The organism is Sphingobium lactosutens (assembly GCF_013393185.1).
Lineage (GTDB): Bacteria > Pseudomonadota > Alphaproteobacteria > Sphingomonadales > Sphingomonadaceae > Sphingobium > Sphingobium lactosutens_A.
On record NZ_QJQX01000051.1, the window covers coordinates 61,465 to 85,650 of the forward strand.

The 24,186-nt window shown below is 63.3% G+C and carries 18 protein-coding genes; 11 read left to right on the forward strand and 7 right to left on the reverse strand.

The genetic code is table 11. The features are described 5' to 3' along the window. The 3 genes from DM806_RS11565 to DM806_RS11575 are packed head-to-tail and all read right to left on the reverse strand — an operon-like array spanning position 1 to position 3,193. A complete protein-coding gene (locus tag DM806_RS11565) occupies positions 1-1,050 on the reverse strand; it encodes a phosphotransferase family protein (protein WP_372859510.1) in 1,050 nt (349 codons plus the stop codon). Continuing rightward, positions 1,047-1,778, reverse strand: a complete 732-nt coding sequence (locus tag DM806_RS11570; RefSeq protein WP_179043354.1) for an SDR family NAD(P)-dependent oxidoreductase — start codon at positions 1,776-1,778, stop codon at positions 1,047-1,049. The genes DM806_RS11565 and DM806_RS11570 overlap by 4 nt, the downstream gene beginning before the upstream one ends. Continuing rightward, on the reverse strand, positions 1,775-3,193 hold the full coding sequence (locus tag DM806_RS11575) for an aldehyde dehydrogenase family protein (protein WP_306294758.1): 1,419 nt from the start codon (positions 3,191-3,193) through the stop codon (positions 1,775-1,777). The genes DM806_RS11570 and DM806_RS11575 overlap by 4 nt, the downstream gene beginning before the upstream one ends. Before the next feature lie 459 nt (positions 3,194-3,652). Between DM806_RS11575 and DM806_RS11580 the strand changes: the two genes are divergently transcribed. The 7 genes from DM806_RS11580 (at position 3,653) to DM806_RS11615 (ending at position 10,586) form a co-directional block, all read left to right on the forward strand. Continuing rightward, positions 3,653-5,143 carry an acyl-CoA synthetase gene (locus tag DM806_RS11580; RefSeq protein WP_179043355.1) on the forward strand — a complete coding sequence of 497 codons (1,491 nt, stop codon included), beginning with the start codon at positions 3,653-3,655 and terminating at the stop codon, positions 5,141-5,143. Between the two features lie 99 nt (positions 5,144-5,242). Further along, positions 5,243-6,004, forward strand: a complete 762-nt coding sequence (locus DM806_RS11585; protein WP_179043356.1) for an SDR family NAD(P)-dependent oxidoreductase — start codon at positions 5,243-5,245, stop codon at positions 6,002-6,004. After that, positions 6,001-7,335, forward strand: coding sequence for a nitronate monooxygenase (locus DM806_RS27265; protein WP_256869256.1), 1,335 nt, complete (start codon positions 6,001-6,003; stop codon positions 7,333-7,335). Before DM806_RS11585 ends, DM806_RS27265 begins: the two co-directional genes overlap by 4 nt. Beyond that, positions 7,332-8,108, forward strand: coding sequence for an enoyl-CoA hydratase-related protein (locus tag DM806_RS11600; RefSeq protein WP_179043357.1), 777 nt, complete (start codon positions 7,332-7,334; stop codon positions 8,106-8,108). Before DM806_RS27265 ends, DM806_RS11600 begins: the two co-directional genes overlap by 4 nt. Next, the gene (locus DM806_RS11605) at positions 8,108-8,425 is read left to right on the forward strand and encodes a 2Fe-2S iron-sulfur cluster-binding protein (RefSeq protein ID WP_179043358.1); all 318 of its coding nucleotides are present in this window, start codon (positions 8,108-8,110) and stop codon (positions 8,423-8,425) included. The genes DM806_RS11600 and DM806_RS11605 overlap by 1 nt, the downstream gene beginning before the upstream one ends. Continuing rightward, a complete protein-coding gene (locus tag DM806_RS11610; protein WP_179043359.1) occupies positions 8,425-9,513 on the forward strand; it encodes a CaiB/BaiF CoA transferase family protein in 1,089 nt (362 codons plus the stop codon). The genes DM806_RS11605 and DM806_RS11610 overlap by 1 nt, the downstream gene beginning before the upstream one ends. Before the next feature lie 17 nt (positions 9,514-9,530). Next, on the forward strand, positions 9,531-10,586 hold the full coding sequence (locus tag DM806_RS11615; RefSeq protein WP_179043360.1) for a phosphotransferase: 1,056 nt from the start codon (positions 9,531-9,533) through the stop codon (positions 10,584-10,586). Between the two features lie 72 nt (positions 10,587-10,658). Here DM806_RS11615 and DM806_RS11620 read toward each other — a convergent pair whose 3' ends face one another. The 3 genes from DM806_RS11620 to DM806_RS11630 all read right to left on the reverse strand — a co-directional run bounded on the left by DM806_RS11620 (position 10,659) and on the right by DM806_RS11630 (position 16,617). Further along, the gene (locus DM806_RS11620) at positions 10,659-12,884 is read right to left on the reverse strand and encodes a molybdopterin-dependent oxidoreductase (RefSeq protein ID WP_179043361.1); all 2,226 of its coding nucleotides are present in this window, start codon (positions 12,882-12,884) and stop codon (positions 10,659-10,661) included. A 102-nt stretch (positions 12,885-12,986) separates the two neighbouring features. Further along, positions 12,987-15,305, reverse strand: a complete 2,319-nt coding sequence (locus DM806_RS11625) for a TonB-dependent receptor (protein ID WP_179043362.1) — start codon at positions 15,303-15,305, stop codon at positions 12,987-12,989. Positions 15,306-15,528: 223 nt separating this feature from the next. Then, the gene (locus DM806_RS11630) at positions 15,529-16,617 is read right to left on the reverse strand and encodes a phosphotransferase family protein (protein ID WP_179043363.1); all 1,089 of its coding nucleotides are present in this window, start codon (positions 16,615-16,617) and stop codon (positions 15,529-15,531) included. Positions 16,618-16,826: 209 nt separating this feature from the next. On the opposite strand from DM806_RS11630, the gene DM806_RS11635 reads away from it, so the two are divergent. Next, positions 16,827-17,906, forward strand: coding sequence for a phage tail tube protein (locus DM806_RS11635; protein WP_179043364.1), 1,080 nt, complete (start codon positions 16,827-16,829; stop codon positions 17,904-17,906). A gap of 298 nt (positions 17,907-18,204) precedes the next feature. On the opposite strand, the gene DM806_RS11640 is transcribed toward DM806_RS11635, so the two are convergent. Further along, a complete protein-coding gene (locus tag DM806_RS11640; protein ID WP_179043365.1) occupies positions 18,205-19,080 on the reverse strand; it encodes a LysR family transcriptional regulator in 876 nt (291 codons plus the stop codon). 85 nt (positions 19,081-19,165) lie between these two features. Between DM806_RS11640 and DM806_RS11645 the strand changes: the two genes are divergently transcribed. The 3 genes from DM806_RS11645 (at position 19,166) to DM806_RS11655 (ending at position 24,127) form a co-directional block, all read left to right on the forward strand. Next, the gene (locus tag DM806_RS11645) at positions 19,166-20,311 is read left to right on the forward strand and encodes an isovaleryl-CoA dehydrogenase (protein WP_179043366.1); all 1,146 of its coding nucleotides are present in this window, start codon (positions 19,166-19,168) and stop codon (positions 20,309-20,311) included. Further along, the gene (locus DM806_RS11650) at positions 20,308-21,909 is read left to right on the forward strand and encodes a carboxyl transferase domain-containing protein (RefSeq protein ID WP_179043367.1); all 1,602 of its coding nucleotides are present in this window, start codon (positions 20,308-20,310) and stop codon (positions 21,907-21,909) included. Before DM806_RS11645 ends, DM806_RS11650 begins: the two co-directional genes overlap by 4 nt. A 355-nt stretch (positions 21,910-22,264) precedes the next feature. After that, positions 22,265-24,127, forward strand: a complete 1,863-nt coding sequence (locus DM806_RS11655; RefSeq protein ID WP_179043368.1) for an acetyl-CoA carboxylase biotin carboxylase subunit — start codon at positions 22,265-22,267, stop codon at positions 24,125-24,127. Positions 24,128-24,186: the final 59 nt, after the last annotated feature.

Below are 24,186 nucleotides of genomic sequence, written 5' to 3' on the forward strand. Positions count from 1 at the left end.
TCAGTGAATGCGGTGAAGCGCGCGTTTGAAAAGGGCGATCGCCTGTGCATGTAAGCGTTCGCCAGTGGATATCGGGGCCGCACCGGCGCAAGCCCGCGCATAGGTGCCTTCCAGCAGGATGCCGAGTTTTAGACAGGCAAGAATGCCGAACCAGCGGGCGTCAGCGGTGCTGCGCCCGGTCGCGGCGAGATAGCGATCGACCAGTTCACCCAGCTCCGGAAAACCGTCCGACGGCGTCATGACCACGATCGCCTCATGCTCTCCGTCGCGCAGGGTCGCCATCAGCCAGCCCAGGTCCAGCAAAGGATCGCCGATGCTCGCCAGTTCCCAGTCCACGACCGCTGCGAGGATGGGCGCATCATGCCGAAAAAGCACATTGGCCAGATGATAGTCGCCATGGACGAGGCCGGGCCGGAAACTATCGGGCCGGTTCGTCGCAAGCCACGCGCAGATCCGGTCGACATCCGGCAATCCGGCAAGTCCGGGCCAGCCGTCATGGGACGCATAGCTGTCCAGTTGACCGCGCCAGCGCGGCGCCTGCCGCTCAAGCCAGCCATCGGTTCTGCCTAGGTCGGCAAGCCCGCGCCGTTCGACATCGACGCCCGAAAGTGCGATGATGCCATCGACCAGAGCATGCCCCATCGCGCGCCGCCAGTCGGGTCGGTCGGCATAGGGCGAGGCAAGCGAAACTGTGGCGTTGAACCCATCGACCGGCTGCATGAGGTAGAAAGCCGCACCCAGCGGCGCGCAATCCTCCTCACCCGCGATGAGCGCAGGATGCGGCACGTCCGTCCCGGCAAGGGCCGCCAGCACGCGCATCTCGCGTTGCATGACCCTATCGCTTTCGGGACGCTTGTGCACGGGTGGACGGCGCAGCACGAAGGACTGCTTACCCCTTCGGAAGCGCAACAATATGTTCTGCGTGCCGCCCCCCAGCGGCTCGATATCCTCGATCGGTCCGCCCCCCAGATCGCGACGGTCCATCCATGTGCGCAGCGCGGTCAGGTCGACAGCGGCCTGCCAGCCATGGCCGTCTCCTGCGCCTGTCACAGCGTCATGCCCCCATCTATGATCAGGGTCTGGCCGACCATGAAGCTGGCCAGCGGCGACGCGAGGAACAGGGCAGCCCCGGCCATCTCCTCCGGCTCGCCCATCCGGCCCAGCGGGATCGACGCCACCGCCGCTGCAAGCCTGTCCGGGTGCGCCGTCGTCACTTCAGTGAGCTTGGTCGCGACATAGCCCGGCGCGATGCCGTTCACCCGCACGCCCTTGTTGGCCCAGGCCTGTCCCAGAGTCCGGGTCAGCCCTACGACGCCGCATTTGCTTGCGTTATATGCAGGATTTCCCCGGGTCGCATGATAGGCGGCGGTGCTGCTTACCGTCACGATGGCGCCGGCGCTCTTGGCGAGCTGAGGGTAGAAGGTCTGCGCGCAGGCCATCATGCTGTTGAGGTTCACGTCGACGACATGCCGGAACGTCTCGACATCGAACTCCTGCCGATCGTAGCGAACCGTGCCCTGGCAGAGTATGAGTATGTCGAGGCGAAGGCGCGCAGCCTCAGCACGCACTTTCCCGGCGTCGGTCACATCGACCTGAACATAGTCGATGCCGTCCAGCTCATCGGGCTTCTCATAATCCTCGACGCGCGCGCGCGTACCCCACACATGGGTTGCAGCACCGGCGTCGCGGAACCCCCGCGCGATCGCCCGGCCGATTCCGCTCGATCCGCCGACCACCAGCGCAGTCTTGCCCTCGAAGGAAAGGACCGGCCCCGTCATGCGGCACGCGCCGTATGGATAGTCTGGGGGCTGGTGAACTCAAGGAGACCATCAAGCCCGTTCTCGACCCCGAGGCCCGACTGCTTCTGCCCGGCAAAGGCGGCATAGGGCGTCAGATTTTGCGCCGAATTGATCCAGACGGTGCCGGTTTCCAGCCGCGCGGCGACGGCGGCGGCTCGATCGGGATCGGACGACCAGACCGACCCTGCAAGCCCGAATTCAGAAGCGTTCGCGCGTGCGATCGCATCGTCCAGATCGTCAAAACGAAGCAGCGGCACGACCGGCCCGAAGGCTTCCTCCTGCACGACGCGGGATTGTTCGGGCGGGTTATCGACGATGGTCGCGGGGACGAAAAAGCCCTTCCCTTCCCAGTCTCCCCCGCCGCTGAGGAAGCGATGCCCCTGCGCCCGCGAGTCCGCGACCAGCGCCTTCACCCGCTCGAACTGCGCGCGATTCTGAACTGGACCCAGCGCGACACCGGCATCGGCGCCATTGCCCATCGCCACCTCTCCAGCCACACGGGCGAGAGCGGCCGAGAGCGGCGCATAGACTTTCGCATCGACATAGATGCGCTTGGCCGCGACGCACACCTGACCGCTATTCTTGAACGCCGCCCAGAACAGCAGTTCCGCGATCGCATCGACATCGACATCGTCCAGCACGATCGCCGCGTCATTCCCGCCCAGCTCCAGCGTCAGGCGCTTGAGGTTGGCCGCAGCGCTCGCCATGACCCTGCGCCCGGTGGCGGTCGATCCGGTGAAGCTGATCTTGTCGATCCCCGCATGCCCGGTCATCCACGGACCGAGCGCGTCGCCACCGGTAATGACGTTCAATACGCCCGGCGGCAGGACGCCTCGCAACAGTTCCGCCAGACGCAGCGTGGCGAGCGGCGTGAAGGGCGAGGGTTTCAGCACCAGCGTATTGCCGGTCAACAACGCAGGCCCGATCTTCCAGATGGCGAGCAGAACGGGGAAATTCCACGGCACGATCGCACCCACGACGCCCAGCGGAACATGCCGCGTCGTGCTGCGCTGGCCGGGCATCACATCGCTGATGGTGACGGGCAGCTCATTCTTCGCGACTTCACCGATCCACCATGCGGCCGCCTGGATTTCCCCCAGCGCGTCACCGAGCGGCTTGCCCTGTTCTGCCGTCAATATCTGTTGCAGTTCATCGGCATTGGCCAGGATCACCGCAGCAATCCGGCCCAGAGCGGCCTGCCGCTCCGCATAGGGCGTGTCGCGCCAGCCCGGAAAGGCGGCGCGCGCTGCGGCCACCGCCTCATCGAGTTGCTCGGCAGTACCGTCTGGCGCCTGACCGATCACCGCTTCGGTGGCCGGATTGACGACATCGATCAGCGTGGCGGCTGTGGTGGCCGCACCGTCGATGGTCATGGATGGACGGATCATATCCATGTTGGATTTCGCTCCCTCGCGCTTGAGGGCGGCAATCGCACCGGGATCAGGAGCTTCGGCATCGGGCGCGTCGCAGCCTGAAAAGCCGCCTCGCAATGCCCTTGGCCGATCCTCTCGATCCTGGCTGTGCCGCCAGTTACGCCGTCAAGGTGAAAGCTTGGGTCTTCAACGTCCAATTGGCGTTTGCGCGACAGTCATCGTCACGGCCGATCAATCCCGCTGGGTAACGGGCCATTCATCGCCATGACCGATTGATCGCGGCCGAAAGACGATTGGACCCCTGCCCCCGTCTGCTCCTACCCAGAGAGCAAGAAGACATCGCCCCCGAGTCCGGAGAAGCGACGCGCAGATGACGGCTAGCGATGCCTTTATCGATGACCCTTGGAGAGAGTGCGACGACATGAAAGGTCTGGATATCACCGATGCAATAAGCGGCGGGATGCGCGGGGCGGCGGTCTGATGCATCCGACAATCCACGCGCAGGCGACCCCCGACAAGCCCGCCTACATCATGGCGCGCTCGGGCGAGGTCGTGACATATGCCGAACTTGAGGCGCGGTCCAATCAGGGCGCGCATTTGCTGCGCTCGCTTGGCCTTAGGCGGGGCGACGGCATCGCGCTCATGCTGGAAAATGACGCGCGTTTTTTCGAGATCGTCTGGGCGGCGCAGCGCGCGGGCCTCTATTATACCTGTATCTCGACCCGGCTGGCTCCGCCGGAAATCGCGTTCATCATCGCCGATTCAGGTTCGCGCGTTCTGGTGGCCTCGGCGCCCGTCGCAGACGAACTCGCAACGCCCGAACTCGCCATATTCGCGCCGGGCGCACGCGATTTCGTGGCGGAACGATCGGCCTTCCCGGAAACGGCGATCGCCGATGAAAGCCCGGGCAACGACATGCTCTATTCGTCGGGCACCACCGGGCGCCCCAAGGGGATAAGGCCCGCACTGCCGGAAGGATCGCTCGACCAGACCAACCCGCTGACCGAATTCGGCAAAGCCGCGTTCGACATGACGTCCGACATGATCTTCCTGTCGCCCGCGCCGCTTTATCACTCCGCACCGCTGCGCTGGTGCATGGTGGTTCAGAAGCTGGGCGGAACCGTCATCGTCATGGAGAAGTTCGACGAAGAAGAAGCGCTGGCGCTGATCGAGCGCCACCATGTGACGCACGCATGGTTCGTGCCGACCCATTTCATCCGGATGCTCAAGCTGCCCGAGGACGTTCGGGAACGCTACGACCTGTCATCACTACGCCTCGTCTATCATGCGGCGGCCCCCTGCCCCGTCGAGGTGAAAAAGGCGATGATGACCTGGTTCGGTCCGATCATCCATGAATTCTACAGCGGCACCGAAGCCAACGGGCTGACGACCATCGGCCCCAAGGAATGGCTAGAACGGCCCGGCTCCGTCGGCCGCGCATATTGGGGTTCGATCCGCATCTGCGGCGAAGACGGCGAACCTCTTCCCGCAGGCGCCACAGGGGCGATCTATTTCGCCGATGGATATGCGTTCGAATATCACAACGACCCGGAAAAGACGGCCGCCAGCCGCAATCAGCATGGCTGGACGACGCTGGGCGATGTCGGTCACGTCGATGAGGCGGGCTATCTTTACCTCACGGATCGTCAGAGCTTCATGATAATCTCGGGAGGCGTGAACATCTATCCTCAGGAGATCGAGGATGCGATCATCACCCATCCCCGGGTCGCCGATGTCGCGGTCATAGGCGCGCCGGACGCCGAGATGGGTGAGCGCGTCGTCGCCGTCGTCCAGCCTGTCGATTGGGCCGACGCCGGCCCTACGCTTGTCGAGGAACTATCGGCATGGCTTCAGGGCCGGATCGGCCGCATCAAGCAACCGCGCCAGATCGACTTCGTGCGCGAACTGCCACGGCACCCCACGGGCAAGCTGCTGAAGCGGCTGGTGCGCGAAACCTATTGGCCAGGCTAAGTCGATGGTGCTGAAAAAACCGACCACCGCAGCGTCGCCAGTCTCCGCAGCGCCGCGGACGGCGATGGCATTCGGACTGGTTTAAATGGGACGGACAGGATGAACATTGAAGGCGTAGCAGCGATCGTCACGGGGGGAGCATCGGGCCTTGGCGCCGGTACGGCGAAGCGCCTTGCAGCCGCAGGAGCGAAGGTCACGCTCTTCGACCTCAATGCCGAAATGGGCGCAGCGACGGCGGCGGAGATCGGCGGACATTTTCTGCCCGTAAACGTGACCGACGAAGCCGCGGTCGAGGCGGCGGTGGATAAGGCCGAAGCGCTCAACGGCAAGGCCCGCATCCTCGTGAACTGCGCGGGGATCGGCCCACCCGCCAAGGTGATCGGCCGCGACGGCAAGGCGATCCCGCTGGCGGATTTCTCGAAGATCGTGACGATCAACCTCATCGGCAGCTTCAACGTCCTCTCGAAATTCGCGGCCCGCCTGCACGACGCCGATCCGGTCGGCGAAGAAAGGGGCGTCATCATCAATACCGCCTCGGTCGCCGCCTATGACGGGCAGATCGGGCAAGCCGCCTATGCCGCTTCGAAGGGGGGCGTCGTCGGCATGACCCTGCCGATCGCGCGGGAGTTCGCACGCTACGGCATCCGCGTCATGACGATCGCGCCGGGCATTTTCTGGACGCCGCTGCTGGCTACGCTGCCGCAGGAGGCGCAGGATTCGCTTGGGCGTCAGGTGCCCTTCCCCAGCCGTCTCGGCCAGCCGGACGAATATGCGCAGCTGGCCGAAAGCATCGTCACCAACCCCATGCTCAACGGCGAAACGATCCGTCTGGACGGCGCGATCCGGATGGCTCCGAAATGAGCGGGACGGCTGGCATCGGCCCCGAAGCAACGGCGGCGCTGGCAGCCCGCGTGGAAGCTTTCGTGCGTGAGGTGGTCGCCCCTTATGAAAAAGACCCTCGCCGCGATCATCATGAATGCCCCGGCGAGGATCTGATCGCCGAACTGAAGGACAAGGCTCGCGAGGCCGGATTGATGACCCCGCATATCCTGCCCGACGGCCGCCACCCGACCCAGCGGGAAACCGCGATCGTGCTGCAGGCGACGGGTCTGTCCCCGCTTGGGCCGCTGGCGCTCAACACCGCCGCGCCGGACGAAGGCAATATGTATCTGCTGGGCAAGGTCGGCAGTGCGGCGATCAAGGACCGCTTCCTGCGTCCGTTGGTCGAGGGGAAGGCGCGATCGGCCTTCTTCATGACGGAGCCAGCGGCGGAGGGTGGCGCCGGTTCCGATCCCTCAATGATGCAGACCCGTTGCCATCTCGACGGCAATCATTGGGTGGTGAACGGGCGCAAGGCGTTCATTACCGGCGCAGATGGAGCACAGATCGGCATCGTCATGGCGAAGTCGATGGACGGCGCCTGCATGTTCCTGGTCGACCTGCCCGATCCGGCGATCCGTATTGAACGCGCGCCAAACACGATCGACAGCTCGATGCCGGGCGGCCATGCCGTAGTGACGATCAACAATCTGCGCGTGCCCGCCGACCAGATGCTGGGCCAGTCGGGCGAAGGATTCCGCTATGCGCAGGTGCGCCTTGCGCCTGCCCGCCTGGACGTGATCTCGATCGACGGCTTCGAATGCGCGGGACATCCGGGCGAGGACGATATTCCCGGCCTTATCCTCATCCCCGCGACGGCGGACCAAGTGAAAATCCCGATCATCGCCAGCGGCGGCTTTGGCGACGGGCGCGGCCTTGCCGCCGCCCTCGCGCTGGGCGCGGAAGGCGTCAACATGGGCACACGCTTCTGCGCCACGCAGGAAGCCCCGATCCACGACAGGGTGAAGCAGTTCCTCGTCGCCAATGACGAGCGCGCGACCAACCTCATCTTCCGCCGCTTCCACAACACCGGGCGTGTCGCAAAGAACAGCATCTCCGACCGCGTCGTGGACATATCGAAAAAGCCTGAGGCCGTGTTCGAGGACATCCGTCCCCTCGTCGGCGGCGCACTGGGCCGCAAGGCGCTCGAAACCGGCGATCTCGACGCCGGCCTGGTCTGGGCGGGCCAGGTGCAGGGCCTGATCCACGACATCCCCAGCTGCCGGGAACTGCTCGACCGCATCATCATCGAAGCCGAGACAATCATTTCAAGCCGCCTAGCCGGTTTCACGCATCAAAGGCTGCCAGCATGACCTACAGCAATGTGCTCGTCACGCGCGAGGACCATCTCACGATCATAACCATCAATCGCCCGCAAGCCTATAACGCGCTCGATCCCGATACACAGCTCGAACTACAGGATGCGTTCGACCGTTTCGAGCAGGATGACGAACAGTGGGTGGGCATATTGACGGGCGCCGGACCCAAGGCCTTTTGCGGCGGAATGGATTTGAAAGCCCAAGCGGAACGCGGCGACCTCTTTACCCCGCAAAAGGGTTTTGGCGGGCTGACGGCGCGTTTCGACCTTTCCAAGCCGCTGATCGCCGCGGTGAACGGGATCGCCATGGGTGGCGGGTGTGAGCTTGCGCTGGCCTGCGACATCGTCGTGGCCAGCGAAAACGCCCTGTTCGCCTTGCCCGAACCCCGGGTGGGGCTGGCCGCTCTAGCAGGTGGCATCCAGCGGCTACCGCGAGAAATCGGGCTGAAACATGCGATGGGCATGTTGCTGACCGGTCGCCGCGTATCGGCAAAGGAGGCGCAGACGCTCGGCTTCGTCAATGAAGTCGTCAGCGAAGATGTTGTCGGGGCTGCACGGCGCTGGGCGCAGGACATCCTTGCCTGTAGCCCCATGGCCGTGCGGGCGACCAAGGAGGCGACGCTGCGCGGCCTGGAGGTATCCGTCGCGGAAGGCCTTTCGGGAGAATGGCATTATCCGGCGATGACAGCGATGCTGGCTTCGCAAGACGCGGTGGAAGGCCCCATGGCCTTTGCAGCCAAGCGCACTCCGGCATGGAAGGGTCGCTGATGTCGACCATCATCGTTCAGGATCGCGAAGGCCGTCAGGTAAACATAAATGCCACGGCCGGACTGTCGATCATGGAAATCGTACGCGACGCCGGGATCGATGAACTCATGGCCCTATGCGGTGGCTGCTGCTCCTGCGCGACATGCCATATCTATGTCAGTCCCGACTTCGCGGACCACATGCCCGCGATGTCGGCCGATGAAGATGATCTGCTCGACAGCTCCGAACATCGCAACCCGCTATCCCGACTTGCCTGTCAGATCCCCTTCTCGGATCGGATGGCTGGCATGATGGTCGCCATCGCGCCGGAAGAATGATGACCGACGACAATCGCCTGAATGAATCTTCTCCCGGCCCGCTCGCGGGTCTTCGGGTTGTCGAATTCGCCTCCATCGGCCCCGGCCCCTACGCCGCCATGCTGCTGGCCGACATGGGAGCCGACGTGCTGCGCATCGACCGGCCCGAAGAGAATGGCTGGCCCAATCCCGTGGTGGACCGGGGTCGGGCCAATATCCGGATCGACCTTTCAACAGCGGAGGGCCGGGCACAGGCGCAGGACATCGCGACGATGGCGGATGTCGTGATCGAAGGTTTGCGCCCCGGCGTGATGGAACGTCTGGGCCTTGGTCCCGAACAGCTGCTCGCCCGCAATCCCCGGTTGATTTACGGCAGGATGACGGGCTGGGGCCAAGACGGCCCGCTCGCTCGCACCGCGGGGCATGACATCACCTATCTTGCGATGACCGGCGCATTGGCGGCGATCGGCCGACCGGGCGAACCGGCAGTGGCGCCTCTCAACATGCTCGGCGATTTCGGCGGCGGCTCGCTCTTCCTCGTCTTCGGCATCATGCTGGCGCTCTGGGAGCGGGAGCGATCGGGTCAGGGCCAAGTGGTCGACGCCGCAATTCTGGACGGCGTAACGTCTATGATGTCGATGTTCACCGGCTTCGTTCAGACCCACCTGATCTCGCTCGATCGCGCTGAAAATTTCCTCAGCGGAGCGGCCCCCTATTACCGCTGCTATCTGTGCGCGGATGGTCGGGAAGTCGCCGTCGGGGCGATCGAGCCGCAATTCTGGCGCATCCTTTGCCAACGGCTCGAAGCGCCCGCGTTCGTGTCGCAGGACCGGTCGGCATGGACCGCGACGACCGCATGGCTGGAAGCGACATTCGCCAGCCGGACAGCCGCCCACTGGACGGCCCTGTTCGAAGGCAGCGACGCCTGCGTCGTACCGGTGCTGACGCTGGAGGAGGCAAGACGCCATCCCCATAATGTCGCCCGCCGGAGCATGACCGAAGTCGCTGGCCTGCTCCAGCCACAAGCCGCGCCCCGTCTGACGCGAACGCCCGGCCGGATCAGCGAGGCGTGCAGCAGCGAAGCAATGCTGGCCCGCTGGCGTGAGTGATATGGGAGAGAAAGATCATGGAAAGCAGCACGGCCATTCCCCGCCCCGATGCGATAGAGCCCGGCTGGCTCGCTCGACTGCTGGGTCCGGGCGTCGACATCGAAACCGTGTCGATCATGCCAGTCGGTACGGGACAATTGGGTGACACCGTCCGGTTGACGCCGACTTACGCGAAGCATTCAGACCCCGGCCCTGCAAGCATCATCGGCAAATTCGCTGCGGCTGACAGCGACAGCCGGGCGATCGCCAGCGCATGGCGACTCTATGAACGCGAAGTTGGCTTTTACCGCCAACTCGCCGCCAGAGCATCCATCGCCGCGCCCGCATGTTATGGCTCCGCGATGGACGACACCGGCGCCTTCGCGCTTCTGCTTGAGGATTGCGCACCGGCACGCACCGGCGATCAGATCGCCGGGATATCGCCGCCGGATGCCCGGCATGCGCTTAAACAGGCCGCCCGGCTTCATGCCGCCTTCTGGGGCTGCGGCGAGGATGCCGATCTCCAGTGGCTGGAGGCAGGGCAACTGGCGCAACCCTTTTACGACGCGACCATATTGCGCAGCGCCTGGCCGGGATTTCGCGATCGCTATGCCGACGCCATGACCGAAAGCATGAAGCAAGTCTGCGACAGGCTGGCCGAACGCTATGAAAACTACAGCCGCATGCCCGATCGCCCGCGATGCATCACGCACAATGATTTTCGCCCCGACAACATGCTGTTCGGCCAAGACGGCAGCCTGCATGTCGTCGACTGGCAATCGGCGGCGCTCGGCTTCAATGCCGTCGATGTCGCCTATCTGATCGGGGGCGCCTTCACCCCGCAAGACCGCCGCGCGGTCGAATCCGACCTGCTGCAAACCTATCTGGATGCGCTTCGTGAAGCTGGCGTGGCAGAGTATGATCGGGCCGCGCTGAACGAGGATTATCGTCACTTTTCCTTCGCGGGCATCAATGTGGCGGTGGGGGCCGCGATGATGGTTAAGCGCACGGAGCGGGGGGACCGCATGTTCCTGACGATGCTCGACCGCCATGTTGCGCATGTGATCGACACCGGCGCGCTGGCCATTTTGTGATAGCCATGGCCGATCGCGCTCTTCCGGCGCCCTCTTTCGCTGGAGGGCAGGGATCGCCAAATCCTGCCCTGCCTACCTCGAACTGAACGGCTCGATCATGACGGGAATGCCCGAAAGGACCGCCGCGCCTGAGACGGCGTCCATCTCCGCGCCATCGAGAAGCGCATTGTAGTTCGCGCCGGGCCGCTGGCGCGCATAGTCCATGCGCGCTTCCGTCTCGTCATGTCCGAACCCATGCGCCAGACTGACTACGCCGCGCATCATCCGGTCGCTGGGTTCGATCTGAACCGCAATTTCGCCGCTCGCCGTCGACACTTTCGCGACGCCATCCTGATCGAGGCCATGTGCCTTTGCATCATCGGGATGGATCATCAGCCTTGTGCGATCCGGCCCCTTCCCCAGCGCTGGCACATTGTGCATCCAGCTGTTGTTCGATCGCAGGTGCCGCCGTCCCACCAGCAGCAGCCGGTTTTCCTTCTCCAACTCCGGCAACTCGGACGCGAGACGATCGAGATCCTTGACGATGACCTCCGGCGTCAGCCGGATCCGCTTGTCCGCCGTGCGCAGGAAGGACGGCAACTGCTCGACCATCGGCCCGAAATCCACGCCATGGGGATATGTCTTCAATTGCGCCAGCGTCAGCCCTTCGGGCCTCGCGCCAAACCGGTCGCCAAAGGGTCCGGCACGGATGAGCAGGTCGGCGAATTTCTCCGGTCCCTGCCCGTCCATCAGGCTATCGACCACCGCCGCCGGAGAAAGCGATTGCAGTTCCGGATCACCGGAAAGGATCGCCGTCGCCATGTCCACGATCGCCTGCCGTTCCAGTTCGGCTTCGCTTTTGCCCGTGATGCGGGACACCAATTTCAGCAACATCTCGCCGTCATTGGGCGCTTCGCCGTCGAAAAGCGCATCGTCCCATTGGGCATAGGAACGCACCATATAGGGCGGGTGGAACGGCGGATAATGAATCTGCTCCAGATGCGAACAGGGCGGCAGGATGACATCAGCGAAGCGCGTCGTTTCATTGAGATATATGTCGAGGCTGACCATATGGTCGAGGCTGGAAAAGGCCTCCTCGAACCGATTGGAATCAGGCACCGATCGCACCGCATTGGTGCACAGCGTCAGCAATCCCCTGATCTGCCCCTCGCCCGGCGTCAATATTTCGTCGGGGAATACCGCCATCGGCAGAAATCCCGACACTTCCGGCGCACCGTTAACGCGCGAACGCCAGCGATTATGCGGCGCGATACCGTCCTGCGCCACCTGATTGTAGATGACCGACTGCGTCACGCTTTTCGGGAACATCGCGCCGCCCGGCCGATCCAGATTGCCGGTGAGGATGTTGAGCACGTCCACAAGCCACGATGTCAGCGTCCCGAACCGCTGCGCCGAAGTGCCTATACGGCCGTAAACGACGGCTTGGGGAGCATGCGCGAATTCTATCGCCAGCCGCCTTATATCCTCCGCCGCGATGCCCGTGACACGGGCGACGCGATCCGGCGCGAAGTCGGCGCTCAGCGCCGCCATGCGATCCAGCCCGTCGACCATCGCTTCCAGCCTGCCCATCCGGACCAGACCGTCCGCGAACAGCACGTGGACCATCGCGAGCAGCAGATAGGCGTCGGCGCCGGGCCGGATGAACATATGCTCGTCGGCGATGTCTGATGTTTCGCTGCGGCGCGGGTCGATCACCACGATCCGCCCGCCGCGTTGTTTCAGCGCTTCGAGGCGTCTTGGCCAGCCTGGCGCGCAAACGAGACTGCCGTTGGAGACGACAGGATTGGCGCCGATGATGATGATATGCTGCGTCCGGTCGATGTCGGGCACCGGGATCGAAGCCTCGCAACCGAACATTTCGACGGCGGCGACGCATTTGGCGATATGGTCCACCGAGCCTGCGGTTCCCACGTTTCGCGAAGGCACCGCCCGAAGGTAGAGCGGCAGATAATAGACCATGCCGAGATTGTGAGAAGAGGGATTGCCGACCAGCAACGACATGGCATCGGTGCCGTGCTGCTCGATGACGCGACGGATACCGAACGCCGCCCGGTCGATGGCCGTGTCATAATCGGTTTCGACGAAGCCGCCCTTCTCGCGCACCAGCGGCCGGGTCAACCGGTCCGGATCGTCTTCCAGCAGTTTGAGCGCCTGGGATTTGGGACACAGATATCCCTGACTGAACGGATTGTCCTTGTCTCCCTTGATCGACATGATCCGCCGCGTATCCGGTTCGTAGCTGACGACGAGACCGCAGCATGCCTCGCAAAATGGGCAAAGTCTGGTGCGGGTTTCCACAGACAACCGCCTTTCATGCTCGCTGTAGAACTGAACAAGCCGATCATCGTGCCACGAACGCCAGGAGAGGATGCGCTCATGGCACGATGAGGCAGGAGCGACCTAAAAACGCATACCGACGGTCAGACCGTAGCTGCGCGGTGCACCCAGAGCGAGATAGTCCATGCCAAAGCTGGATCGCAGATCGAGACCGTAGACATAATATTTCTTGTTCGCGATATTCTTGGCCCAAGCGGTCACGTAGAGGCCGTTGTCCAGTGTCAGGCCGACATTGCCGCCAATCAGCCAATAGCCCTTCTGCTGTTGACGGGCGTTGCCGATCGTATCGGTCGTGCTCGAAGGTCCGCCGTTGAAGGGCGAAAACCACTGTCGCCCGATATAGGCGGCGTTCGGGCTGACCTTGATTCTGCCTGTGCCGAAATCGGCGACCGTCCAGTCGAAGCCGCCGTTGAACGTGAAATTCGGTGCGAACGGGAGCTGGTTTCCATCCAGATTGACGCCGGACAAGGTCAGATCGTCATAGCGCGTATGAAGATAGCCGAGCGAGGCGTTGGCCGTGAGCCGGTCGCCCAATACGGCGGTCACTTCGGCCTCTACGCCATAAAGGCTCGATTTGGGCGCATTGCGCAGGACCGCGACTGCGCCCAGCACCTCCTGCAACTGTTGGTTCTTATACTTGTAATAGAAGCCCGCCAGGTTGAAGCGCACGCGCCGGTCGAACAACTCGCTCTTCAGCCCTGCTTCATAGGCGTCGACCTTTTCGGGCGCGACCAGTGTCACCAACTGATTGCCAAGATAGCCGCCGCCATTGACCGATCCAGCGCGATAGCCCCGGCTGTAGGAGATATAACCGAGGATCTGCGGCGTGAACTGGTAATTCAGCGCGGCACGACCCGACAGCGCCTTGTTGTCCTGACCTTTGGCGAGATAGGAAGTGGGATTATAGGGGCCGATGCCCGGCGCGTTGACCGGATCGAAAGAGTCCGCCGGATTGCCGACCGAGTTCAGAACGGGATTGCCGTCATAATCGAGGATGTTGGCGTTGCCCTTATAATAGCGCAGCGTGTCCCATGTGTATCGTAAACCGATGGACGCCGTCAGCTTGTCGGTCAGGTCATAATCCACCTGCCCGAACACTGCCTTCGACCGACGCGTTTGGCTGAACCGGGTGTCCACGCCAAAACCGCTGTTGGGAAAATTGAACGGGACGGCCGACTTCAGAAACTGGAAGAAAGTGAACGTGTTGAATACGTTGACCCGATCCCATCCATAATAGCCGCCCAAAATCGCCTTCAGCCCGTCATGATCGTAATTCACCCGGACTTCCTGGTTGAACTGCTGGAAACGGTCGCGATAGACGACGTCCAGAGCATCGACCGGGGAATGCGTCCCTTCCTGATCGTTATCGCGGAAACCCTTGTCATAGGACGTCAGGGTCGAGAGCGTCAGCGCGTCGCTCAGTTCCTTCGACAGCGTCAGCAGCACGCCCTTGGCCTCGGTCGTGTAATGGCCGATATGGAAGCTGTCGATTTCATAGAAGCCAAGATTGCTGCGATTGTAGCCGGTGACGGGATTGACGCCCCCCGGACCGATGCCAATGCTGTGAATGGCCCCCGCATAGGGATTGCTCCGGCCATAATAGCCCTTGAGGAACAACGTGAAACTGTCATCCGGCTTCCACAGCAGGGAAAGGCGGCCTGCCTTGCTATCTTCCGACGATGCGTCGGGCTGGCCGGGAAAGATGTTCTTCACATAACCGTCCGAATGGACGATGTCGAACGCGCCACGGATGGCCAGCTTGTCCGGAACGACCACCAGACTGGCCGCCCCGCTCGCGCTGATCCGGTTTTCGTTGCCATATCCCATCTCGACGAAGCCGTCGTTGCGCGTGAGATCCGGCCGCTTGGTGATGAAGTTGATCGCGCCCGCCGTGGTGTTACGCCCATAAAGCGTGCCTTGAGGACCACGCAGAACCTCGACACGTTCAAGATCGTAGAGCTGAATGCCGTGGCTGCTGCGCGAACTCATATAGGCATCGTCGATGTAGACGCCGATCGGAGACGCGGTATTGGCGTTATACTCGTTGGCGATCGATATGCCGCGCAGCGCGAAATTGGGCTGCGCTTTGCCGAACGGTGCTGCGATCTGAAGATTGGGGACGCTCTGGGCGAGGTCCGACGCCTGAAACACGCCTGCGCTCTTGAGCGTCTCGCCGCCGATCGCCGTGATCGCGAGCGGCGTCGATTGCGCGGTTTCGGAACGGCGCTGCGCCGTCACGACAATGTCCGCCAGACCGGCGCCGGCATTTTGCTGCGGCTCGGCAGCGACGGGCGCCGCCCCCGTTTGCTGGGCCTGCGCAGTTCCGGCGCTCAGCGCGAACGCGATAGCGACGACGCTACCGAAATGATAAATTGCTTTCATATACTCTCCCCTCATCCTGACGACTCTTCGGTCGCTGCTGCGGCGAAAACGCCGTCTCTGCTGAAAAATGATGTGGGCGTGGCCCACTATCCAATCGTTTCTGGCACAACATTTATTGCAGCTAACGATGAGTTCGCCGGGTCATGCAGCACGCAACCAATCTTCGACCCATCACCAGCATATGGCGACGGGACATGATGGTCCGACCGTGTCGAAATCACCCCTATCCGCCTTTCGATATGGACGACAAAGACTCCCAATCCATCGCCGCTGCCACATTGCGCCGCAACAGGGTGAACATCAGGCGATCCGTGACCGCGTTGAGCGGCAGGACGCCGTAAGAGGCGATGGTGGTCATGAGGCCGCTCAGCAGCTGGAGCCGGTAGTCTTCGCTAATCATCTCCAGACCATATTCTCTCTCATCGCCCAGAGTTTTCGCGTAGAGGGAGAGCAGCGCCCTTTCATGCGCGCGCCGGTCATCGACGGAGACGCTGCCCGAAAGAAAATAGCCGACGTCGTGCATCGGATTGCGCCAGCCTGTCATCTGCCAGTCGATCAGGATGGCCTGCACCCCATCCTTGCCGTCCCTGAACAGGATATTGTCGACCCTGGGGTCGCCATGGGTAAGCGTCCCGTGCAGCACCGGCAGGCGATACCATGAAGGCGCCATGACCCGCGCCTCTTCGACCGTAGCCATTTCTTCTGGCGTCAATCGGCCGGAGACATGCTCGCGGATCACAGGCAGCGCCCGTTCGATCGCCGCCACCCAATAGTCGGCTGTATCCGCCATCGTCATGCCCCAGACCGGAGCGTCCTCTCTCGCCATCGGAAAGAAGGCGCGATGCAGCTTTGCAAGTTCGACGATGACGCTCGCGGCGTCATCGGGTCCACAGCCAGCGATCTGGTCTCCTGCGCGGGTGTCTTCGCTCAGATCCTCCATGACCAGATTGATATTGTCAGGGCCGCCCGCAACCCAGAAGGGACGAGGAATGCAACAGCAGTCGGCGGTGGCTTTCAATATCTCGTAACTGTTGACTTCCCGATAATAGGATCCGCTGCCGACGCCGTGCGCATGATTGTCGGGATGGCTGCTGCTGAACTTGCAGATGATGGAAGATGGAGCGGGACCGTGGGAACGATAGGCCAGCTCGACCCTGACGGTATCGCTGACATTCCCCGCGCCGATCGGCCTGATTGCGAAACTCGCCACGTCCGCTTCGGGAAAGCCTCCCGCATGAAGCGCTGCGTTGAGCCACGCGCAATCCATCTGGGGCAACTGACTCAGCAATGCAGGCGCAGTCGAATGGGACAAGCGACGATCCTCTCCAGCAGTCATTATCGTTGATCATGGAAGCATGCTTCCGTCTGTCTTTCAGCACCAATAGGAAGTGAACCGCGACTGATCGTCGATGTCGATAAACTGGATTGATCGGCGGTGGCGATGGAACCGGTCACGAATCCGATTGGCGCCACGCATGGGCCGCACGCTATTCACGAACCAGATATAGGAGAGGAACCATCGTGAGCAGACGTGCACTGGATATCGTGACCGACTATGTGATGAAGGCCTGGAACGAAGGCAAGGCCGAACTGGTCCGCGAACTTTGCGCCGATCCCATCATCCGCCACGATCCCAACAGCCGCGTTCCCCTGTCGCATGACGAGCAGGAGGCCCGGATCCGGCACAGCTACGACGATCTGAAGACAGTGTTCGAAAATGTCGTATTTTATGGCGACGACGAATATGTGACTTTGGTCTGGAACGTCACCGGCAGCGATCCCAACTGGAAGCTGTGCGGCATAGAAATATTCCATGTCGAAAACGGGCGGATCACGGAGGTCTGGAACCTCCCCTACGCCAACGGACGCTGGAGCATGTCGCGCAGCCTGTCCGGGCAGGTGGGCGGTAGTCCCGCGCTCGGCTTTCCGATCCTAGACGTCGAGACATCCGACGATTCCGCCAAAGTCACCGTGCCGGTCGACGCGCGCAACATCGGGCGGTGGCTTGAACTGGTCATCGGGCAGGCGGAAACGGTGGAGGATGGTGACGGCCTCTGGCGGCATCGCTTCGCCCCCGGTTCGATCCCTCCTGCGCGTTTCGTGGTGAGCGACGCGGGCAGCCCGGCTGTCGTCATCGATGACGTCCGGGTCGATCGCTTGTCGATGGAACTGGTTCCGTCTGCGGTCGTGAACGCCTCGATCGACCTGTCCGGTCGCGCCCTATCGCAGGCGAACGACGCAACCGCCGTCGCCCCTGCGCCCGACGTCGTTCGCCTGGCCCAGACCTTCGGCACATTCGATCTGCCCGGTGAACCGCCCTACCCGGTCATCGACGCCATGATCCTATTCGAAGGCGCGCAAGGTCAGGCGAGGGGTCAGGTGACGCTTCGCGTGAGAAGCGCACAGGACGCGGAACGCAGCTTGGGCGCCGGGCGTCTGTCGTTCGGATGGCGTCAAGGCGACTTCTCGCTGCATTTCGAAGCGGAGGCCAGCCTTGGCAACGCGATCAAGGCGCGCCGGGCGGATGGTGAAATCGACGTCAGCTTCCCTTGGGGAGCGGAGAATATGGTCGCCACCCTGATCAACGACCGGGCCAGTTAGGGCTAATCCTCCACCGGCCGGCTTTGAGCGGCCGGTGGTCATCCCTCACAATGATGGTGTCACGGAGTCGGGACGAACCTGCTCCAAGCTCGAGGAGAGATGACCGGCGCGGCGATGCGGCTGGTCGCGTCGGGCAAGTAAACCGAGGACCAGTCGCGAGAAGCGGATGGAACTGCGCTTCTCGTTTCTCGACACGCTCGAAACGAACGGAGGTCGTATATAATTTCCAGATCCGACCTTTAAGGCCGGTTTCCCCCGCCGCCGGGCCGGACTGCCCGCCGGTCCGGCGGCGCCCTTCTCAGGGCCGCTCGCCCAGCATCCTGCGGGCCGCCATCACGATCGCCGGCGGCGATACCGCCATCGCCTCGACCGTCGCGGCATAGGCAAGGCCGATCGTCCGCCGGAGGTCGAACCCCGCCAGCTTCGGCCGGGCGATATCAGGCGCCTCGAAGCCTTCAGGCATCAGCGTGATCCCTACCCCCGCCGCGACCATCTGCATCACCCGCTCGTCATTGACCGATCGATAGGCGAAATGCGGGCGCACCCCGCGCTCGGTGAAGAAGCGGCTGGTTTCCGACAGCGCCTCGCAATGGCGGCGCACGATCATCACGTCCTCGTTCAGCGTCTCCGCCGCGACCGAAGCCTGTCCCGCCGCCGGATGATCGACCGGCACCGCCAGCGCATAGCCCTCCTGCCGCAACGGCTCCTCCAGAAACCGGTCGCTGCCCCGCCCCACCAGCGTCAGCGCGCAATCGACCCGCCCGCGTGCGACATGGCCCAGCAATTCGCGCTCCGTCCCCTCGACCAATTCCAGCCGCGCCGCCGGGTCGATCCGTCGCGCGTCCCGCGCGATCGCCGCTATGGTCGCGCCGGGCAGGCTTTTAAGCACCCCCATGCGCGTCAACGGCCCCTGCGCCGAGCCAGCCATCGCCTGCTGCGCCAAGTTGAACTCGCCCTCGATCCGCCGCGCATGGGCGAGCAGCCGCGATCCCGCCTGCGTCAGTTCGACCCGATGACCCGATCGAAGGAACAAAGCCCCGCCCAATGCGCGTTCCAGCTTGGCGATGCCGACCGACAGGGTCGGCTGCGCGACATTGCAGTGGGTGGCCGCGCGGGAAAAATTGCCCTGATCGACCACGGCCAGGAAATAACGGAGCTGATAGCGTTCTATCATAGATACCATCTATAACAGACCCGAAAATCTTTCAATTTTGAATTGAACCGCCGTTGCGTTAGCCTGACAGGCAAAGGAGAGGCCAATGAGCAATTTCGACTTCGCGCTGGGCGAGACGGCGGACATGATCCGGACCAGCACCGCCCGCTTCGCCGCCGACCGCATCGCCCCGCTGGCGGCGGAGATCGACGCGAAGGACTGGTTCCCGCGCGACCTCTGGCCCGAAATGGGCGCGCTCGGCCTGCACGGCATCACTGTGGAAGAAGAGTATGGCGGCCTTGGCCTCGGCTATCTGGAGCATGTCGTCGCGCAGGAGGAAGTCGCCCGCGCCTCCGCCTCGATCGGCCTCAGCTACGGCGCCCATTCCAACCTCTGCGTCAACCAGATCCGCCGCTGGTGCAATGCCGAACAGAAGGCGCGCTATCTGCCCAAGCTGATCTCCGGCGAACATGTCGGCAGCCTCGCCATGTCGGAAGCCGGCGCAGGCTCCGACGTCGTCTCGATGAAGCTGAAGGCGGAGAAGAAGGGCGACCGCTACGTCCTCAACGGCACCAAGTTCTGGATCACCAACGCCGCTTATGCCGACACGCTGGTCGTTTATGCCAAGACCGGTGAGGGGTCGAAGGGCATCACCACCTTCCTGATCGAAAAGGACATGAAGGGCTTTTCCATCGGGCAGAAGATCGACAAGGTCGGCATGCGCGGTTCCCCCACCGCCGAACTGATCTTCGACGATTGCGAGGTGCCGGAGGAGAATATCATGGGACCGCTCAACGGCGGCGCGGGCGTGCTGATGTCGGGCCTCGACTATGAGCGCACCGTGCTGTCGGGCATCCAGCTCGGCATCATGCAGGCCTGCCTCGACACCGTCATCCCCTATGTCCGTGAGCGGCGGCAGTTTGGCAAACCCATCGGCGCCTTCCAGCTGATGCAGGCCAAGGTCGCCGACATGTATGTCGCGCTGAATTCCGCCCGTGCCTATGTCTATGCCGTCGCCCGCGCCTGCGATGCGGGACAGACGACCCGTTTCGACGCAGCCGGCGCGATCCTGCTCGCCAGCGAGAATGCGATGAAGGTCGCGCTGGAGGCGGTGCAGGCGCTGGGCGGCGCGGGCTATACGAAGGACTGGCCGGTCGAACGCTATATGCGCGACGCCAAGCTGCTGGATATCGGCGCTGGCACCAACGAGATACGCCGCATGCTGATTGGCCGCGAGTTGATCGGCGCATGAGTGCCCCCATCCTCGACACCAAGCTGTCGCCCGACAGCGAGGGCTTCCGCGCCAATGCCGCCCATAACCGCGCCCTCGCCGAGGAATTGCGCGCCAGGGTCGCCGCCGCCGCGCAGGGCGGATCGGCCAGCGCCCGCGACAAGCATGTGGCGCGCGGCAAGCTGCTTCCGCGCGACCGCGTCGAGCGGCTGCTCGATCCCGGCTCGCCCTTCTTGGAGATCGGCCAGCTCGCCGCCAATGGCCTCTATCATGACGAGGTGCCCGGCGCCGGCATCATCGCCGGCATCGGCCGCGTATCCGGCCGGCAGGTGATGATCGCCTGCAACGACGCCACGGTAAAGGGCGGCACCTATTACCCCCTCAGCGTCAAGAAGCATTTGCGCGCGCAGGAAATCGCGCTCGAAAACCGCCTGCCCTGCCTCTATCTGGTCGACAGCGGCGGCGCGAACCTGCCCAACCAGGCGGACGTCTTTCCCGACCGCGACCATTTCGGCCGCATCTTCTATAATCAGGCGAACCTGTCCGCACGCGGCATTCCGCAGATCGCCTGCGTCATGGGCAGTTGCACCGCCGGCGGCGCCTATGTTCCCGCCATGTCGGACGAGACGGTGATCGTGCGCAATCAGGGCACCATCTTCCTCGCCGGTCCGCCGCTGGTGCAGGCCGCCACGGGCGAGGTCATCAGCGCGGAGGATCTGGGCGGCGGCGACCTGCATGGCCGCAAGTCTGGCGTGGTCGATCATGTCGCTGAGAATGACGATCATGCGCTCACCATCGTGCGCGATATCGTCTCGACCTTCCAGCCGGACCGCCAGCCCGACCTCAACCTGCGCGATCCGCGCCCGCCCCGCCATGACCCGACCGACCTCTATGGCATCATTCCCAACGATGTCCGCGCGCCCTATGACGTCCGCGAGATCATCGCGCGGATCGTCGATGGCAGCGAGTTTCACGAGTTCAAGCCGCTCTATGGCGCCACGCTCGTCTGCGGCTTCGCCCATATCTGGGGCATGCCGGTGGCGATCCTCGCCAATAACGGCGTCCTCTTCAGCGAAAGCGCGCTCAAGGGCGCGCATTTCATCGAACTGGCCTGCCAGCGACGCATTCCGCTGCTTTTCCTCCAGAATATCTCCGGCTTCATGGTCGGCGGCAAATATGAGGCGGAGGGCATCGCGAAGAATGGCGCGAAGCTCGTCACCGCCGTCGCCACCGCGCAGGTGCCCAAGATCACGGTGCTGATCGGCGGCAGCTTCGGCGCGGGCAATTACGGCATGTGCGGCCGCGCCTATCAGCCGCGCTTCCTGTTCACCTGGCCCAATGCACGGATCAGCGTGATGGGCGGCGAACAAGCGGCGAGCGTGCTCGCCACCGTCCACCGCGACGCGGCCAAATGGACGCCGGACGAAGCAGAAGCTTTCAAAGCGCCGATCCGCCAGAAATATGAGCATGAAGGCAATCCCTATTACGCCACGGCGCGGCTGTGGGACGATGGCGTCATCGACCCGGCCCAGACCCGCGACGTCCTCGGCCTCGCCTTTGCCGCAACGCTGAACGCCCCGGTCGACGACCGCGCGCAGTTCGGCATTTTCAGGATGTGATTATGTTTTGGCCAGCGCCCGACGAAACAAATGGATCATGCTCCCGACCAGGCATCTACCGATTCACCATCGAAGGCGAAGGCCTTTATGTGGGACGCTTCACTAGAGCCTCGCGAATTCTTCGAGAGTATACAAAGAATGTCCAGAAGTTGCGAGATGGTCTCCCTTATCGGCCGCAAGATCGAAATGGATTCCGATATGTACATCTCGCTCTTTACCGAGCTGTGATGGACGGCCGACCAGTCCATCTCGAAATTCTGGAAAATGTTGAGCCAAGCCGCTTGAACGAGCGAGAGCGCCATTGGATTGAGCAGATCTCGCCAGAATTGAGACTCAACGGTAGGAGACGTCCACGATGATCACCTCTCTCCTCATCGCCAATCGCGGCGAAATCGCCTGCCGGATCATTCGCACCGCGCGAGCCATGGGCATCCGCACCGTCGCCGTCTATTCGGATGCCGACGCCGATGCCCTGCATGTCCGCTCCGCCGACGAAGCCGTGCATATCGGCCCCTCGCCCGCACGGGAATCCTATCTGGTCGGCGAGAAGATCATCGCCGCCGCCAGGGCCACCGGGGCGGAGGCGATCCATCCGGGCTATGGCTTCCTCAGCGAGAATGCGGAATTTGCGCAGGCGGTGATCGACGCCGGGCTGATCTGGGTCGGCCCCAATCCGTCCAGCATCACCGCCATGGGCCTGAAGGACGCGGCCAAGGCATTGATGCAGGCGGCGGGCGTCCCGACCACGCCCGGCTATCTGGGCGAGGACCAGTCGCCCGAACGGCTCGCCGCCGAGGCCGAGAAGATCGGCTATCCCGTCCTCATCAAGGCGGTGGCCGGCGGCGGCGGCAAGGGCATGCGCAAGGTGGACAGCGCCGCCGACTTCGCCGACGCGCTTGCCTCCTGCCGACGCGAGGCGGCGTCCAGCTTCGGCAACGACATCGTCCTGCTCGAAAAATGGATCACCAACCCGCGTCATATCGAGGTGCAGGTCTTCGGCGACAGCCATGGCAATGTCGTCCATCTGTTCGAGCGCGACTGTTCGCTCCAGCGGCGGCACCAGAAGGTGATCGAGGAAGCCCCCGCGCCGGGGATGACCGAATTCACCCGCGCCGCCATCTGCGACGCAGCGGTGCGCGCGGCCAAGGCGGTGGACTATGTCGGCGCCGGTACGATCGAGTTCATCGCCGACGGGTCGGCGGGCTATATCAAGGCCGATCGCGTCTGGTTCATGGAAATGAACACCCGGCTGCAGGTCGAGCATCCCGTGACCGAGGAAATCACCGGCCAGGATCTGGTCGAATGGCAGCTCCGTGCCGCCTCGGGCGAGCCGTTGCCGAAGAAGCAGCATGAACTGTCGATCAACGGCCATGCCATGGAGGTCCGCCTCTATGCCGAAGATCCAGCCAAAGGCTTCCTGCCGTCGATCGGCCGGCTGGAGCAGTTCGAGCTGGATGGCAGCGTTCGTATCGACAAGGGCGTCTATCAGGGCGCAACCATATCGCCCTTCTACGATCCGATGATCGCCAAGATGATCGCGCATGGGAGCGACCGCGAAGGCGCACGCGAAGATCTGGTCCGTGCATTGAACGACAGCAGCATCTGGCCAGTCCGGACCAATGCGGCTTTCCTGATGAACCTGCTGGGCCATCCGGATTTCGTCGCGGGCACGGTCGATACCGGCCTGATCGAGCGCGCGGGCGACAGCCTGATGCCGCCCGCCATGCCATCGGACGATGCCCTGTCCGACGCCGCACAACATTATGGGCGGCAGGCTCTGGCGGGGTTCCGGCTGAATGCGCCCATGCAGCAGGATATTCGGCTGTCGGTCAATGGACAGACCATCGCTGTCCACATGCCGATCCACGACTATATCGACCAGAAGCCGCTCGCCGGTCCGATGGCGCCGCCGACCGCTTCCTGGCTGAGTGAAGAGGGGCAGACCTGGCGGATCGAACCGCTGCGGGTATCAGGCGTCGCTTCCGGCGCTGCGTCCGATGGCGCGATCCTCTCGCCCATGCCCGGCCGCATCATCGCGGTCGCGGTCGCGGCGGGGGACAGGGTCGCCAAGGGCCAGAAGCTGCTGACGCTCGAAGCCATGAAGATGGAGCATAGTCTGGTCGCGCCCTTCGATGGCATCGTCGCGGACCTCGACGCCGCCGAAGGCGGACAGGTCAGCGAAGGCGTATTGCTGGCGAAGATCGAGAAGGCTGACTAACTCCTGTCCTACAGGCTGCCGTCTGGGCTATACTCCAATCAACCGACTGAATTATAATA